Source organism: Nocardioides sp. B-3 (genome assembly GCF_024703895.1).
Lineage (GTDB): Bacteria > Actinomycetota > Actinomycetes > Propionibacteriales > Nocardioidaceae > Nocardioides.
On the sequence record NZ_CP087968.1, the window covers coordinates 3,259,280 to 3,273,940 of the forward strand.

The following is a 14,661-nucleotide window of genomic DNA, read 5'->3' on the forward strand; positions in this document are numbered from 1 at the left end:
ATCGAGGTGGAGTACGTCGACGACACGACGTACCGCGTCTCCTCCCGTTTTCCCGTGGACGACTCGGACGAGGTCGTCGGGGTCGAGGTCCACGACGAGGAGGTCGACAGCGTCGGCGGCCTGATGGCCAAGCACCTCGGCCGCGTGCCGATCCCGGGATCGGTGGTCGAGTGCCACGGGCTCCGGTTCGAGGCCGAGCGGCTCACCGGGCGGCGCAACAAGATCGGCACCGTGCTGGTGAGCGTGGTGGCGGAGAACGACGAGAGCGACGAGCAGGAGAACGACGATGACTGAGCTGTCGGCCGAGGACCAGAAGCTGGTCACCCCGGCGCGCCACCCGGGCGCGGACCAACGCCGCCGAGGGCGCCGCGGTGCGCGACCTCGACGGTCGCACCTATGCCGGTGCCACCGTCGCCCTGCCGTCGCTGGCACTGCCCGCGCTCGAGGTCTGCGTGGCCATGGCGATCGCGTCGGGCTCGCGCGGGCTTGAGGCCGCGGTCGTGCTCAGCTCGATCGACGAGGCCCCGTCGCTGGCGGCAGCCTGGGAGTTCGCCGGCACCGGCGTTCCCGTGCACGTCGGCGATGTCCGTGGTGCGATCGAAAAGACCCAATTCACCTGACAACCAGCCCACCTGAGCGTGCCCACGCGCTAGCGTGGAGATGTGCGCGCCGCGGTCGGGTGGGACTCACACCGGGAGGGCGTGGCGCGGCTCCCGGAGTCGTATGCCGCCCTGCCCCCCGGCGCGCCGGTCCGGCTGGCCAAGCCGACGACCAACCTGTTCCGCGGCCGGAGCCCGCGCGGCCCGGGCCTCGACGTGTCCGGGCTCGACGGAGTCATCTCGATCGACGACGTCGGGGGCACGGCTGACGTCCGGGGGATGTGCACCTACGAGCACCTCGTCGAGGCGACGCTCCCGCACTGGCTGATCCCGCTGGTCGTCCCGCAGCTGCGCACGATCACCCTCGGGGGCGCGGTCACCGGGCTGGGCATCGAGGCGACCAGCTTCCGCAGCGGGCTGCCGCACGAGTCGGTGCTCGAGATGGACGTGCTGACCGGCGCCGGCGAGATCGTCACGACGAGGCCGGGCGACGACCTGTTCGACGCCTTCCCCGAACTCCTACGGCTCGCTGGGCTATGCGATCCGACTGCGGATCGAGCTCGAGCGCATTTCGCCGTACGCCGCGATCCGGCACGTGCACTTCGACGATCTCGCCGAGCTGCCGGACGCGATCTCGACGATCGCCGAGAGCCGGGAGTGGGACGGGGAGCGCGTCGATGGTGTCGATGGCGTGGTCTTCGCGCCGGACGAGGCCTACCTGACGCTCGCCCGGTGGACCGACGAGCGCGGCCCGACCAGTGACTACGGCGGGCAGGAGGTCTACTACCGCTCGATCCAGCAGCACTCGACCGACCGCCTGACGATGCTCGACTACCTCTGGCGCTGGGACACCGACTGGTTCTGGTGCTCGCGGGCCTTCGGTGCGCAGCACCCGGTCCTACGCCGCATCTGGCCGCGTCGCATGAGGCGGTCCGACGTCTACATGAAGCTGGTCGCGCTCGACCGCCGGTGGGGGATCGGCGACCGGCTGGACCGGCGAGCCGGTCGCCCGCAGGGGGAGCGGGTGGTCCAGGACGTGGAGGTGCCGGTCGAGCGGTTGCCCGAGTTCCCGGCCCGGTTCGACCGGGAGATCGGCATGCGACCGGTCTGGCTGTGCCCGCTCCGACTCCGCCGGGAGGACTCCGCACGGCCGTGGCCGTCCTATCCGCTGGCGGCCGGGCAGACCTACGTCAACGTGGGCTTCTGGGGCAACGTCGCCGTCGGGCCCGACGCGCCGACATCGCCGCGCAACCGCGCCATCGAGGCGAAGGTGCACGACACGGGCGGCCACAAGTCGCTCTACTCCGAGGCGTTCTACGACCGGGACACCTTCGACGCGCTCTACGACGGCGCCAACCTGACCTCGGTGAAGAAGGGGTACGACCCCGACGACCGGCTGACCGGTCTCTACGACAAGGTGGTGTGGAACGCGTGACGTCCCAGTTCGCCGGGATCGCCCCGGCCTTTCGGAGCATGCTGCCGCAGGATCTCGACGTGGAGGTCCGGGCCTACGACGGCAGCCGTGCCGGGCGTCCCGCAGCGGACATCGCCTTCGACATCCGCAACCAGCGCGGTCTGCGCTACATCCTCACCGCCCCCGGTGACCTCGGGGTGACGCGGGCCTACGTCAACGGTGACCTTGTCCTCGACGGTGTGCACCCCGGCAACCCCTACCCCCTGCTCAACGCGATGCGGAACCACCACCGGTTTCGCGCGCCCGGCGCCGTCGAGGTCGCGGCCCCCGGTCAAGGCCGTGGGCCTCGCCGGACTCAAGCCGCCGCCGCCGCCCGCGGTGGAGCACCTGCCGAGGTGGCGCCGCGCGGTCGAGGGGTTGCGGCACTCCCGGATGCGCGACGCCGAGGTCATCAGCCACCACTACGACGTCTCCAACCGGTTCTACGAGCTCGTCCTCGGGCCGTCGATGACCTACACGTGTGCGGTGTTCCCGAGCCACGACGCCACGCTCGAGGAGGCGCAGGCCGAGAAGTACGACCTCGTCTGCCGCAAGCTCGACCTCCGACCCGGCATGCGCCTCCTCGACGTGGGCTGCGGCTGGGGCGGGATGGTGCGGCACGCCGCCCGGGAGTACGGCGTGTACGCGCTCGGCGTCACGCTGAGCCGCGAACAGGCCGACTGGGCCAAGCGGGCCATCGACGACGAGCGGCTCGGTGACCTCGCAGAGGTGCGGCACTCCGACTACCGCGACGTGACAGAGTCGGACTTCGACGCCATCAGCTCGATCGGGATGACCGAGCACATCGGGGTCCGCAACTACCCCGCCTACTTCTCGGACATGTTGCGCCGGCTGCGTCCCGGCGGGCGATTCCTCAACCACTGCATCACCCGTCCGCACAACCGGCCCGAGGCGACCGGGGCGGTGATCGACCGCTACGTCTTCCCCGACGGCGAGCTCACGGGCGTGGCCCGGATCGCCAGCGACGTACAGGACGCCGGTCTCGAGGTGCAGCACGTCGAGAACCTGCGCGAGCACTACGCGCTCACCCTGCGCGGCTGGTGCGAGAACCTCGAGGCCAACTGGGACGAGGCCGTCGAGGAGGTCGGCGTCGAGGTCGGCCGGGTGTGGGGGCTCTACATGGCCGGTTCGCGGATCGCGTTCGAGCGCAACGAGCTCAACCTCCATCACATCCTTGCCGCCGGGACGGACCCGGCCGGCGACTACCCGTTCCCCTTGCGTCCGACGTGGGGGGCGTGAGTCGGTAGCCTTGGCCGGTGAGCACCCGAGCAGAGACGTTCCGGGCCGAAGTCGTCCGCCGGGAGCAGCTCTCGTCGCACTTCGTGCGCCCGGTCCTCGCAGGGCCGGGACTCGCTGGGTTCACCTCGACCGGGATCCCCGACGAGTGGGTCGCGCTCACCATTCCGGGCCAGTTCCAGACGCGCTACTACACCGTGCGCGAGTGGGACGGCGCCGAGCTGACCCTCGACATCGTCGTGCACGAGCACGGACTGGTCACCGAGTGGGCGTCCACCGACTGCGTCGGCCGGGAGGTCACGATCAGCGAGCCCAAGGGCTCGTTCGCGATGCCGGCCGACGCCGAGTGGCTGCTCCTCGTCGGCGACCTCACCGCCCTGCCCGCCGTCGCCCGGATCATGGAGACGGTCTCCGTGCCGGTCACGGCGTGGGTCGAGACCCCGGACGAGCCGATTCGTGCGTACGTCGATCGCCAGAAGTCTGCACAGGTCAGCTGGTCCACCCCGCCGTCCGGAGTGGAGACCGCGACCGCCGACATCGTCACCTCGATCGACTGGCCGCCCGGTTCGGGCTACTTCTGGATGGCCGGGGAGTCGTCCCAGATGCGAGCGATCCGCAAGCACCTGATGCGGGAGCGACAGCTGCCCACCTCGGCCTACGACGTCATGGGCTACTGGCGAGGGGGTGGCCAGAAACGCCAGCCGCGAGCGGTCGATCCCGGCCCCATCTGGCGCGCGGGCAAGGCGGCAGGGAAGAGTGACGACGAGATCTGGGCCGACTACGACAGTGCACGAGACGATGCAGCACGAGAGAAGACCACATGAGTGAGCACGACGGCGAACGTGACAGGGACTTCGACGTCAGCGGGATCGAGCCCGCGGGCCCCGTCTACGGCACCCGGCCCGAGGGGTTCCGCAGCGGCTTCGCCAGCTTCGTCGGCCGCCCGAACGCCGGGAAGTCGACGCTGACCAACGCGCTCGTCGGCTCCAAGATCGTCATCACCTCCTCCAAGCCGCAGACGACCCGCACCGTCGTGCGCGGCATCGTGCACCGCGCCGACGGGCAGCTGATCCTCGTCGACACCCCCGGCCTGCACCGCCCGCGCACGCTGCTGGGGGAGCGGCTCAACGACCTCGTCAAGGCGACCGGGTCCGAGGTCGACGTGGTCGCGGTGTGCTTCCCGGCCAACGAGAAGCCCGGCCCCGGCGACCGGTTCATCGTCAAGGAGCTCGGCAAGGTTCGCCGTACCGTCAAGATCGCCGTGGCGACCAAGACCGACCTCGTGACGCCCGAGCAGCTCGGCCAGCACCTCCTCGACATCGCCGCCCTCGGGGTGGAGACGGACACCGAGTGGGCGGAGATCATCCCCGTGTCGGCCGTCTCCGGCGACCGGAGTCCAGCTGCTCGCCGACATCCTCCCGGGCATGCTGCCGGAAGGTCCGCCGCTCTACCCCGACGGCGATCTCACCGACGCGCCCGAGCAGATCCCGGTCGCCGACCTGATCCGCGAGGCCGCGCTCGAGGGCGTGCGCGACGAGCTGCCGCACTCGATCGCCGTCGTCGTCGAGGAGATGAACCTCCGCGAGGGCCGCGACGCCGACAAGCCGCTGCTCGACATCTACGCCAACCTCTACGTCGAACGCGACTCCCAGAAGGGGATCATGATCGGCCACAAGGGCGCCCGCCTGCGCGAGGTCGGCACCGCCGCCCGCAAGCAGATCGAGGCGCTCCTCGGCACCCCCGGTCTACCTCGACCTGCACATCAAGATCGCCAAGGACTGGCAGCGCGACCCGCGTCAGCTGCGCAAGCTCGGCTTCTGAGGCGGGCTGCCTCGGTTTCGACACGGCGCTGGCGCGCCTGCTCAACCAGCGGCGCAGAGTCTTCCGCCGGTTTCCCTCAGGAGCCTGCGCGCCGGAGCAGCTCGACCCGCAGCGGCGACCCCTCGCGCAACGGCTGCCACTCACCGGTGGCGACGAAGCCGCAGCTCTCGTAGAGGCGCCGGGCGGTGTCGTTGCCCTCGGTGACGTGCAGCTCCACGATCGAGATCGATCGGGTGTGCGCCCAGTCGAGCAACCGGGTGAGCAGCGCCCGGCCGTGGCCGCGACCTCGCGCCTCGGGGGCGGTCCACATGCCCCACACCGTCATCACGTCCGGCGGCTCGGGCGGCAGATACCCGCCGCCCGTCGCCAGCAGGTCGCCGGCCGAGCGCACGACGAGAACGGGCGTGGGCGAGGACAGGCGAGCCCGCAACGATTCCTCAGGCTCCTGCGCGGCGTCGGCGAGCAGGGTGGCGAAGGAGTCCGGGGCATCGGCCAGCGCCCGAAGTCGGATGGCGCGGAACTCCTCCCAGTCGTCCGGCCCGAGCTCGACGATCCTCATGCCGGCACCCAGCAGATCCCGTAGCGCTGGCCGGCCTTCCACTGGGCCCCTGGACGGGCGTTCCTCGGACCGAGGTGAAGTCGAGCGGGTCGTCGGCACGGGCGCGGGCGGCGGCACGGCAGGCCGACTCCATCAGCTCGCCGGCGGCCGACGCGGAGGGATAGGCCTTCCCGGGCAGGTCGACGGACGAGGCGGCGACCCACGAGTGCTTCGCCGAGCAGGGCACCCGCTTGAACGAGGCTGCGTCGGGCGGCGCCGTACCGCACATGGCGAAGCGGGAGGAGGAGCCGACGAGGCCGCGGGTCGAGCGGGGCAGGGCCGCGAGTCGCCCGGTCGTGGCCAGCGCCACCACGTCGCAGCGGAACCAGTCCGCCCCGGCCGCGGCGTCCTCGACGGACGGGGTGAACCACACGGCCTGCACCATGCTCAGCCGCAGGTCCTCGGGCGAGCCGCCGACGTGGTCGCGCAGCAGCGAGGTGCAGGTCGACGCGACGGACGCCTGCACCGAGGGGGAGTCGACGGCGACGAGGTGTCCGCCGGAGACCGGGGACAGCCGGCCGATCTTGTAGGTCTGCGACGTGTGCTTCTTCTTGCAACTCACGTCGGTGCCACCGACGACGGGCGCGACGGCCCGGTCGTAGCTCAACAGGTGGCAGCCGTTCTTCTCCGGACGGGGTACGGCGACGGACTCCGTCGTAGGAGCGGCGGTCGAGGGGGAGGGTGACCGAGAGGGCGTGGGTGCCGTAGGCGGGGAGTCCGAGCACCCAATGAGCGCCAGCGCGAGGACCAGCGCGACGACGGCTCTCACGTGGTCGTCCGGGCCCAGCAGATCGAGCGCCGGTTGCCGGTCTTCCACTCGGCCTCGTGGAACCGGGTGTAGGCGAACTTGTACTCCAGCGGATAGCCGAGCCATGCGCTCACCGACGTGTCGCAGAAGTCGCGTGACTTCACCTCGACGAGCCGGTCGCCCGGGTAGGGGTCCTTGTCGGCGCCGACCTTGATCGTGGTCACCGCCCGCCACGTGTGCGCCTCGCTGCACGGGATCCGCGGGGCGCCGGGCACGGCCTCACCGTTCACGCACGCCATCCACTTGTCCTCGGGCACGCCCGACGACATCAGCCCCTTCGCGGTGGTCGGCAGGAGCACGAAGTCGGTGGCGTCGTCGGTGCCGCCGACGACGTCGCAGCGATACCAGCGCGCGCCCTTGTCCCACGCCTCCTGCGACGGCCGGAACCACGCCCGGGACAGGATCGTGCGCAGCGCCATGCTCTCGTCGGCACCGAGGAACTTCATGAACGCCTGCGAGCAGGTCCGGTAGGCGAAGGCGCCGATGTCCGCGTCGTCGTACGCCGCATCCGAAAGCTCCGAGGGCAGCGGACCGACCGCATAGGTCTCCGCCGTGTGGTCCTGCTCGCAGTCCACGGTGGGGGCGGAGTTGGCCGACGCAGCGACGTCGTCGGGCTCGAGCATGCGGCAGGCGCCGAGCTCGGGGGCCTCGACCGGGTCGGAGGGCTCGTCCGCGCCACAGGCGGTGAGCGCCAGTGCAAGCGTCACCACCGTAGCCACGCCGTGGAGCAGCAGACGCCCGGCCATCCGTCTCCTCGTCATTCACTCAGCAGCGCGGCGATCGTACCGCCGAGCTCATACGCCGAGGCGCGTTGTTCATCGCCGACGTCGCCGAGAATCTCCAGCACGGCGGCCGACTGCTGCCAGCCGAGCGCCTGCACGATCGACTGGACGGACCGCACGGCGCCGGTCGTGTCGTAGCGCCCGTGCACCCAGAGCCCGTAGGGCTTGCGGCCGCCCGCCGCAGCGCCGGCCGAACCGTCGTCGGCCAGCGCGCCGCCCGCCTGCAGGAAGATCGTGTCGAAGAAGTGCTTGAGGGCCCCGCTCATGTAGCCGAAGTTGGCGGGCGTGCCGAGCAGGTAGCCGTCGGCGGCCAGCACGTCCTGCGCAGACGCGTCCAGCGCCGTACGCACGACGACCTCGACCCCCTCGATCGCGTCGTCCCCGGCGCCCGCGATGACGGCGTCGGTCAGAGCCTGCACAGTCGGTGTGGGGGAGTGGTGGACGATCAGCAACCGGGCCATGTCCGCCAGCGTAGAAGAGGCGCGCCGGAAATCGTCCGGGTGGAACTTTTCCTGATCCGCAGACTCTTGGGTCTTCCCGACGTCGGGCCGTGGAGGTTAACGTCGCGCGGTGACCATCAACCGTCGTTCCGCGCGAGTCTCCGCGACCGCAGGCCTTGCCGCCCTCGCCCCGGCCGCCACCATGTCAGCCACCATCTCCGCCAACCCCGCCAACGCGACCAAGCCGGGCAGCGGCTCCTCGGTCGGCAGCGCTCGCGTCTTCAAGGTCAACCCGGTGCAGTCCACCGGCGACCAGACGCTGCTCGACGCGAAGGACGGCAAGGAGGCCGCGATGCCGCCGGAGGCCTATGCCACCGCCGAGCTGCGCAACCTCGACGGGTCCGGCTTCCTGCGCGGCGACTGGGCCAACGTGCGCACCAGCACCGGCACGCCGGCCTACAGCACCGCCAACGAGTTCTTCTACACCCGCGACCGGGACCAGTTCGAGCAGGTGATGGGCTACTTCTGGGTCAACGAGGCCCGGGGAGTACCTCCAGTCCCCGGGCTTCGGCGGCGAGCTGCGGCCGATCCTCAAGCGGTCCTACGACGTCCGCATCGGGCAGTACGGCATCGACAACTCCTACATGACAGACAAGGGCGACTTCATCCGCCCGGGCAAGGGCGGGGTCGACGACGCCGAGGACGCCGAGGTGATCGTGCACGAGTACGGCCACGCCATCCACCACGACCGGGTCCCGGGCTACGGCACGACCATCGACGCCGGCGCCATCGGCGAGTCCTTCGGCGACTACTTCGCGGTCAGCACGGGCACGGCCGCGGCCCATCGCTACGGCTGGGAGGTCGGCGCCGAGGAGGCCTGCCCGATGGACTGGGACGCGGTCTCCTACACAGCGGCACCGCACTGCATCCGCCGCTTCGACCGCAACCTGACGCTGGCCGACCGCCGCAACCGGGTGCACTTCGACGGCCAGATCTGGAGCCGGGCCCTCTGGGAGATCCGCCCGGGCTATGTCGATGCCGGCCTCACCACCGAGGACTGGGACACGACGATGATCGACGCGCAGTTCGACTTCGCGGCCGACACCAGCTTCGGCGCCGCAGCCGAGAAGATCTGGGCCAAGGCGGGAGAGCGCGGAGACGGCACCCGGGACCTGATCCGCGCCCGCTTCGCCGCTCGGGGGATCACCTTCTGAGTCGCGGCCCGCAGGAGTAGCGTCTGTTGGCGTGACGTTCGAGGTGACGGGCGAGGCGTACGACCGGTTCATGGGTCGCTACTCGCGGCCGCTCGCCGGGTCGTTCACTGACTGGCTCGACGTCCGGGCGGGCGAGCGCGCCCTCGACGTCGGCTGCGGCCCGGGCGCGTGGACCGAGCACCTCGTCCAGCGGCTCGGCGCCGACCGCGTGTCGGCGATCGACCCGTCCGCCCCCTTCGTCGCTGCCTGCCGCGCGCTTCCCCCCGGGGTCGACGTGCGCGAGGGTACGGCGGAGGCGCTGCCCCACGAGGACGACTCGTTCGACGTGGCGGGGGCATGCCCGGTCGTGCACTTCATGACGGACCCGCTGGCCGGGCTGAAGGAGCTGGCGCGCGTGACGAGGCCGGGCTGCTGGGTCGGTGCGACGGTCTGGGACATCGCCGGGCGACGGGCCCCGATGGCGACGATCTGGTCGGCGCTGGACAAGGTGGCGCCGGCCCGGGAGACCGAGTCGACCGAGTGGTCCGAGGGCCACCTCGAGGAGCTCTTCGAGCGGGCCGGTCTGCACCACGTCGACGGCACCCAACTGGCCGTCACCGTCACCCACGCGAGCTTCGACGAGTGGTGGGAGCCCTACCTGCACGGGGTCGGGCCGATCGGCGAGACCATCGCCGGTCTGGATCCCGAGCGTCGCGAGCAGGTGCGGGCCCACTGCCACGAGCTCTCGGGCGACGGTCCCTTCGACCTGACGGCGGTCGCGTTCGCCGTACGAGGTCGTGCGTGAGACAAGTGAGGCGCGCTGCGCCGGACGGGTCTAGGCTGTTCCCATCATGACGCGCAGCCTCCTTCTTCGCTGCCGCAGCGGGGCCTGACCAGCCGGACCCCTCGCTGCGGAGAGTGTGTGCGCGCCGGCACCACCCACACCAGTTCGAGGACACCGTCATGATCTCCAGCAGCCCCGCACACGACCGCAACCCGCAGCAGCCGAGCGGCATGCCGCACGAGCGCTACGAACCGTTCATCCCGGTCGACCTGACCGACCGCACTGCCCCACCAAGCGGATGACGCAGGCTCCGCGCTGGTGCGCCGTCGACCTGCGCGACGGCAACCGGGCCCTCATCGACCCGATGAGCCCGGCCCGCAAGAAGAAGATGTTCGAGCTCCTCGTGAAGATGGGCTACAAGGAGATCGAGGTCGGCTTCCCGGCCGCGAGCCAGACCGACTTCGACTTCGTGCGGATGCTGATCGAGGAAGACCTGATCCCCGACGACGTCGTGATCCAGTGCTGACCCGGGCCCACGAGGAGCTGATCGAGCGCACCTACGAGTCGCTGCGTGGCGCCAAGCAGGCCATCGTGCACCTCTACAACTCGACGTCCACCCTCCAGCGGCGCGTGGTGTTCAGGTCTCGACGAGGAGGGCATCCTCGACATCGCCGTACGCGGCGCGGAGATCTGCAAGAAGTACGAAGAGCTGCTCCCCGACACCGACATCTACTACGAGTACTCGCCCGAGTCCTACACCGGCACCGAGCTGGAGTACGCCGTCCGGGTCTGCAACGCCGTCATCGACGTCTGGAAGCCGACGGCCGACAAGCCGGTCATCATCAACCTGCCGGCGACCGTCGAGATGACCACGCCCAACGTCTACGCCGACTCCATCGAGTGGATGGGCCGCCACCTGCGCAGCCGCGAGTTCGTGATCCTCTCCCTGCACCCCCACAACGATCGGGGTACGGCGGTCGCGGCGGCCGAGCTCAGCTACCTCGCCGGCGCAGACCGGATCGAGGGGTGCCTGTTCGGCAACGGCGAGCGCACCGGCAACGTCTGCCCGGTCACGCTCGGGCTCAACCTGTTCACCCGGGGCATCGACCCGCAGGTGGACTTCAGCGACATCGACGAGATCCGCCGCACGGTGGAGTACTGCAACCAGCTGCCGGTCGCCGAGCGCCACCCCTACGGCGGCGACCTCGTCTACACCGCGTTCTCCGGCAGCCACCGGGACGCGATCAAGAAGGGCTTCGAGGCGCTCGAGGCGCGACGCGGCCCGCGCCGGCGTGTCCGTCGACGAGCAGCCCCTGGGCCGTTCCCTACCTGCCGATCGACCCGAAGGACGTCGGTCGGTCCTACGAGGCGGTCATCCGCGTCAACAGCCAGTCCGGCAAGGGCGGCGTCGCCTACATCCTCAAGAACGACCACAAGCTCGACCTGCCGCGCCGTGCGCAGATCGAGTTCTCCCGGGTCATCCGAGGCGCACACGGACGCCGAGGGTGGCGAGGTCAGCCCCGAGCAGATCTGGGCGACGTTCTCCGCGGAATACCTCGAGCGTGAGACTCCGCTCAAGCTCGACTCCGTGCACACCTCGAGCGCGGCGGGCGAGAAGGACCAGCTCAACGTCGGCGTCTACGTCGATGGCGAGCTGCACGCTCTCTCCGGAGAGGGCAACGGTCCGCTCTCGGCGTTCGTCGGCGCCATCAACGAGGTGCACCGCGGGGATGCCGACAACTTCGACGTCCGCGTCCTCGACTACCACGAGCATGCGCTCAGCGCCGGGGGCGACACGATCGCTGCGGCGTACGTCGAGTGCGCGGTCGGCGAGCAGATCCTCTGGGGCGTCGGGCTCGACGCCAACATCGTCACCGCGAGCCTGAAGGCCGTGATCAGCGCGGTCAACCGGGCCGCCACCACCGGGTAGGGCCTGACCCACCTGCTGGACGTCCCGCCCGATGCGCTCGGAGTCGCCTAGATTTCCGAGCCATGTTGGTCTCCGAGCGCATTGGGCAGTTCTTCCTCACCAACCCCGACAGTGGTCGTGACCGCCTCGAATACACCGAGTACGGCTCCGGCGACCGCTGGGTGGTGCTGGTGCACGGGCAGCTGATGCCGCGCCGGATGCACCAGCCGCTGGCCCGCGCGCTCGCCGGCCACGGCCTGCACGTGGTCACCCTCGACCTGCTCGGGCACGGTCGCTCCGACCGTCCGGCGGATCCACTCGTCTACTCCATGACGGCCTTCGCCGAGCAGGTCGTCGCCCTGCTCGACCACCTCGGCGCCGAGAAGGCCGTCATCGGCGGCACCAGCCCGGGCGCCAACGTCTCGCTCGAGGTCGCGGTGCTCGCGCCCGACCGCGTCAAGGGCCTGCTGCTCGAGATGCCCGTCCTCGACAACGCGGTCGAAGCCGGGATCATGGCCTTCGGGCCGCTGCTGTTCACCGCCCGCTTCCTGCCGATCACGGTCTCGGCCCTGCGCTGGGTCACCCGGCCGATCCCGCGCGGCATCGTGCCGTTCTGGGCCGGCATCATCCTCGACACCTGCAACCAGCGCGCCGAACCCATGGCCGCGGTCGTGCACGGCCTCTTCTTCGGCCGGGTCGCGCCGTCGTCGAAGGAACGGCGTGCCATCACCGTCCCGGCCATGGTCGTCGGCCACCCCGCCGACCCGATCCACCCGGCCGCGGATGCCGCCATGGTGGCCGAGGAGATGCCCAACGCCACCTTCGTCCGCGCCCGCAGCATCCCGGGAGTGGCGCGCGCACCCCGAGCGCCTCACCGGGCTGGCCGTCGACTTCGCCACCTCCTGCTGGGAGACGCCGAAGCGGGCTCGCCGCCGCGCCACCTGAGCTCCCGCGCCCGAGATCCCTGCTCCACCCCTGCCATGGGGGAGAATGACCGGGTGCCTCTCTATCGCGACGAGGCGATCGTGCTGCGCACCCACAAGCTGGGCGAGGCCGATCGCATCATCACCCTCCTGACCCGCCAGCACGGCCGGGTCCGAGCGGTCGCGAAGGGCGTACGCCGCACCACCTCCCGCTTCGGTTCGCGGCTCGAACCCTTCATGCACGTCGACCTGCAGCTCGCCGAGGGTCGCAACCTCGACACGATCACCCGGGCCGAGACGCTCGACCCGTTCCATGCCCGCCTCGGTCTCGACTACGAGCGCTACACCGCCGGCACCGCGATGCTCGAGACCGCCGAACGCCCGGTCACCGAGGAGAAGGAACCCTCGGTCCAGCACTTCCTGCTGCTCGTCGGCGGCCTGCGCGCGATGGCCGCGGAGGAGCACGCCGCCAGCCGGTGCTCGACTCCTACCTCCTCCGCTCGCTGGCCGTCTCCGGCTACGCCCCCTCCTTCGAGCACTGCACCAGCTGCGGCCTCGAGGGCCCCCACCGCTACTTCAACCCGTCGGCCGGCGGCGTGCTCTGCACGACCTGCAAGATCCCGGGCTCCGCCACCCCCGCCCACGAGACCATCCGTGTGCTGTCCGCGTTGCTCACCGGCGACTGGGCCTGCGTCCGCGCCGCCGACCCGCGCCACCTGCGCGAGGCCAGCACCCCGGTCGCGGCCTACCTCGCTCGGCACCTCGAGCGCGGCCTGCGCTCGATGGCGTACGTCGAACGCTGACCCGGCGCAAACACACAGCCGAGTCGGCGCAAGTTGCACACCGAGTCGGCGCAAACACCCAGCCGAGTCGGCGCATAGGCTGCGCCCGTGAACCGATCCGTCCGCCGGCCCACGCCGCACCCCAGTGGCGCGCGACCACCCGCCGTACCCGCCGATCTCGTGCCGAGGCACGTCGCGATCGTGATGGACGGCAACGGCCGCTGGGCCCGGGACCGTGGACTGCCCCGCACCCGCGGCCACGAAGAGGGGGAGTCATCGCTCTTCGACGTCGTCGAGGGCGCGATCGAGATCGGCGTGAAGGCCATCTCGGCCTACGCGTTCTCCACCGAGAACTGGTCGCGCTCGCCCGACGAGGTGCGCTTCCTGATGGGTTTCAACCGTGACGTGATCCGCCGCCGCCGCGACGAGATGCACGAGCTCGGCGTGCGCGTGCGCTGGGCCGGACGCGCTCCGCGCCTGTGGAAGTCCGTGATCAAGGAGCTCAAGGTCGCCGAGGAGCTGACCAAGGACAACGACGTCTGCACCCTGACGATGTGCGTCAACTACGGCGGTCGCTCCGAGCTGGTCGACGCCGTGCGTGGTGTCGCGCGCGAGGTCGCGGCCGGGAGGATCAAGCCGGACAAGATCGACGAACGCGCGATCGCTCGCCACCTCTACGTCCCCGAGCTCGCCGAGGCCGACCTGATCTGGCGCACCTCGGGGGAGCAGCGGCTCTCCAACTTCATGCTCTGGCAGGCGGCCTACAGCGAGTTCGTCTTCACCGACGTGCTCTGGCCCGACGTCGACCGCCGTGACCTGTGGCGCGCGATCGAGACCTACGCGAGCCGCGATCGTCGGTACGGCGGAGCGAAGCCCAACTTCTAGGCGCAGCGCGCAGGTCCCGAAGATCTCCGGGGTGTGGGCAACGTCGGAGTAGCCGTGCTCGGCCGCGATCGCCGTGGTCCAGCGCTCGACCGCAGGTCCCTCGACCTCGATGGTCGCGCCACACGAGCGGCACACGAGGTGATGGTGGTGGGTCTCCGAGCAACGGCGATAGATCGCCTCGCCGTCCTCGGTGCGCAGCATGTCCACCTCGCCGGCCTCGACGAGGGCGTTCAGCGTCCGATAGACCGTGGCCAGCCCGACGGGCGTGCCCCGGCGACCGAGCAGGTCGTGCAGGTCCCGGGCGGAGCGGAAGTCGTCGAAGGACGCCATTGCCTCGACGACGGCGGTGCGCTGCCCGGTCCGGGCGCATCGGCGTCCGCTCAGTGCTCGTCCGTTCAGTGCTCGTCATAGTGCTCTCCGTGGGGGG

Annotated in this window: 17 protein-coding genes and 6 pseudogenes; 17 read left to right on the top strand and 6 right to left on the bottom strand. The window is 70.7% G+C overall.

Annotated elements, in window-relative coordinates; all coding sequences use genetic code 11:
• Nucleotides 1-6: 6 nt before the first annotated feature.
• The 4 genes from LP418_RS34195 (at nucleotide 7) to LP418_RS21695 (ending at nucleotide 2,034) form a co-directional block, all read left to right on the top strand.
• Nucleotides 7-294, top strand: a complete 288-nt coding sequence (locus tag LP418_RS34195; RefSeq protein WP_257953636.1) for a transporter associated domain-containing protein — start codon at nucleotides 7-9, stop codon at nucleotides 292-294.
• A gap of 77 nt (nucleotides 295-371) precedes the next feature.
• Nucleotides 372-620 (top strand): cytidine deaminase, encoded by a 249-nt coding sequence (locus LP418_RS21685; RefSeq protein WP_336275781.1) that lies wholly within the window; start codon nucleotides 372-374, stop codon nucleotides 618-620.
• A 42-nt stretch (nucleotides 621-662) separates the two neighbouring features.
• Complete coding sequence (locus LP418_RS21690; RefSeq protein ID WP_257953637.1) at nucleotides 663-1,361, top strand: FAD-binding protein; 699 nt, start codon at nucleotides 663-665, stop codon at nucleotides 1,359-1,361.
• Entirely contained in the window at nucleotides 1,291-2,034 is a 744-nt protein-coding gene (locus tag LP418_RS21695; RefSeq protein WP_257953638.1) for a hypothetical protein, read from the top strand. The genes LP418_RS21690 and LP418_RS21695 overlap by 71 nt, the downstream gene beginning before the upstream one ends.
• On the opposite strand, the gene LP418_RS21700 is transcribed toward LP418_RS21695, so the two are convergent.
• Nucleotides 2,007-2,348, bottom strand: coding sequence for a hypothetical protein (locus LP418_RS21700; protein ID WP_257953639.1), 342 nt, complete (start codon nucleotides 2,346-2,348; stop codon nucleotides 2,007-2,009). The two genes, LP418_RS21695 and LP418_RS21700, sit on opposite strands and share 28 nt — an antisense overlap.
• 4 nt (nucleotides 2,349-2,352) lie before the next feature.
• Here LP418_RS21700 and LP418_RS21705 point away from each other — a divergent pair, with 4 nt between their 5' ends.
• The 3 genes and pseudogenes from LP418_RS21705 (at nucleotide 2,353) to era (ending at nucleotide 5,130) form a co-directional block, all read left to right on the top strand.
• Nucleotides 2,353-3,312, top strand: a complete 960-nt coding sequence (locus tag LP418_RS21705; protein ID WP_257953640.1) for a class I SAM-dependent methyltransferase — start codon at nucleotides 2,353-2,355, stop codon at nucleotides 3,310-3,312.
• Between the two features lie 17 nt (nucleotides 3,313-3,329).
• Nucleotides 3,330-4,133 carry a siderophore-interacting protein gene (locus LP418_RS21710; RefSeq protein WP_257953641.1) on the top strand — a complete coding sequence of 268 codons (804 nt, stop codon included), beginning with the start codon at nucleotides 3,330-3,332 and terminating at the stop codon, nucleotides 4,131-4,133.
• Nucleotides 4,130-5,130: pseudogene (gene era / locus LP418_RS21715) on the top strand (GTPase Era). The gene LP418_RS21710 and the pseudogene era overlap by 4 nt, the downstream one beginning before the upstream one ends.
• Nucleotides 5,131-5,206: 76 nt before the next feature.
• Here the strand turns inward: era and LP418_RS21720 are convergent.
• From LP418_RS21720 to LP418_RS21735, 4 genes are read right to left on the bottom strand one after another with little or no spacing between them, the layout of a single operon-like run.
• Nucleotides 5,207-5,521 carry a GNAT family N-acetyltransferase gene (locus LP418_RS21720; RefSeq protein WP_257953642.1) on the bottom strand — a complete coding sequence of 105 codons (315 nt, stop codon included), beginning with the start codon at nucleotides 5,519-5,521 and terminating at the stop codon, nucleotides 5,207-5,209.
• Nucleotides 5,522-5,567: 46 nt separating this feature from the next.
• Nucleotides 5,568-6,497, bottom strand: a complete 930-nt coding sequence (locus LP418_RS21725) for a septum formation family protein (RefSeq protein WP_257953643.1) — start codon at nucleotides 6,495-6,497, stop codon at nucleotides 5,568-5,570.
• Entirely contained in the window at nucleotides 6,494-7,243 is a 750-nt protein-coding gene (locus LP418_RS21730; protein WP_257953644.1) for a septum formation family protein, read from the bottom strand. Before LP418_RS21730 ends, LP418_RS21725 begins: the two co-directional genes overlap by 4 nt.
• A 50-nt stretch (nucleotides 7,244-7,293) precedes the next feature.
• Nucleotides 7,294-7,779, bottom strand: coding sequence for a flavodoxin family protein (locus LP418_RS21735; RefSeq protein WP_257953645.1), 486 nt, complete (start codon nucleotides 7,777-7,779; stop codon nucleotides 7,294-7,296).
• A 623-nt stretch (nucleotides 7,780-8,402) separates the two neighbouring features.
• Between LP418_RS21735 and LP418_RS21740 the strand changes: the two genes are divergently transcribed.
• The 10 genes and pseudogenes from LP418_RS21740 to LP418_RS21765 all read left to right on the top strand — a co-directional run bounded on the left by LP418_RS21740 (nucleotide 8,403) and on the right by LP418_RS21765 (nucleotide 14,234).
• Nucleotides 8,403-8,972 (top strand): M36 family metallopeptidase, encoded by a 570-nt coding sequence (locus LP418_RS21740; RefSeq protein WP_257953646.1) that lies wholly within the window; start codon nucleotides 8,403-8,405, stop codon nucleotides 8,970-8,972.
• Between the two features lie 31 nt (nucleotides 8,973-9,003).
• A complete protein-coding gene (locus LP418_RS21745) occupies nucleotides 9,004-9,756 on the top strand; it encodes a class I SAM-dependent methyltransferase (RefSeq protein ID WP_257953647.1) in 753 nt (250 codons plus the stop codon).
• A gap of 158 nt (nucleotides 9,757-9,914) precedes the next feature.
• Nucleotides 9,915-10,037, top strand: a complete 123-nt coding sequence (locus LP418_RS31310; RefSeq protein WP_336275783.1) for a hypothetical protein — start codon at nucleotides 9,915-9,917, stop codon at nucleotides 10,035-10,037.
• Nucleotides 10,034-10,261 carry a hypothetical protein gene (locus tag LP418_RS31315; protein WP_336275784.1) on the top strand — a complete coding sequence of 76 codons (228 nt, stop codon included), beginning with the start codon at nucleotides 10,034-10,036 and terminating at the stop codon, nucleotides 10,259-10,261. Before LP418_RS31310 ends, LP418_RS31315 begins: the two co-directional genes overlap by 4 nt.
• 45 nt (nucleotides 10,262-10,306) lie before the next feature.
• Nucleotides 10,307-10,978 (top strand): annotated as a pseudogene (locus tag LP418_RS34200) (hypothetical protein); the annotation flags it as partial.
• A 92-nt stretch (nucleotides 10,979-11,070) separates the two neighbouring features.
• On the top strand, nucleotides 11,071-11,301 hold the full coding sequence (locus LP418_RS34205) for a hypothetical protein (protein ID WP_442940301.1): 231 nt from the start codon (nucleotides 11,071-11,073) through the stop codon (nucleotides 11,299-11,301).
• A 4-nt stretch (nucleotides 11,302-11,305) separates the two neighbouring features.
• Nucleotides 11,306-11,665: pseudogene (locus tag LP418_RS34210) on the top strand (alpha-isopropylmalate synthase regulatory domain-containing protein); the annotation flags it as partial.
• 197 nt (nucleotides 11,666-11,862) lie between these two features.
• A pseudogene (locus LP418_RS34215) lies at nucleotides 11,863-12,090 on the top strand (alpha/beta fold hydrolase); the annotation flags it as partial.
• Between the two features lie 552 nt (nucleotides 12,091-12,642).
• Nucleotides 12,643-13,370: pseudogene (recO, locus tag LP418_RS21760) on the top strand (DNA repair protein RecO).
• 87 nt (nucleotides 13,371-13,457) lie between these two features.
• A complete protein-coding gene (locus LP418_RS21765; RefSeq protein ID WP_257953648.1) occupies nucleotides 13,458-14,234 on the top strand; it encodes an isoprenyl transferase in 777 nt (258 codons plus the stop codon).
• 90 nt (nucleotides 14,235-14,324) lie between these two features.
• On the opposite strand, the pseudogene LP418_RS21770 reads toward LP418_RS21765, so the two are convergent.
• Nucleotides 14,325-14,564 (bottom strand): annotated as a pseudogene (locus LP418_RS21770) (Fur family transcriptional regulator); the annotation flags it as partial.
• Between the last annotated feature and the right edge of the window lie 97 nt (nucleotides 14,565-14,661).

Excerpts from the sequence above, each read along its gene's own strand:
- LP418_RS21735 (WP_257953645.1), bottom strand. The coding sequence starts at position 7,779 with ATGGCCCGGTTGCTGATCGTCCACCACTCCCCCACACCGACTGTGCAG.
- LP418_RS21740 (WP_257953646.1), top strand. The coding sequence starts at position 8,403 with ATGACAGACAAGGGCGACTTCATCCGCCCGGGCAAGGGCGGGGTCGAC.
- LP418_RS31310 (WP_336275783.1), top strand. The coding sequence starts at position 9,915 with ATGATCTCCAGCAGCCCCGCACACGACCGCAACCCGCAGCAGCCGAGC.
- LP418_RS31315 (WP_336275784.1), top strand. The coding sequence starts at position 10,034 with ATGACGCAGGCTCCGCGCTGGTGCGCCGTCGACCTGCGCGACGGCAAC.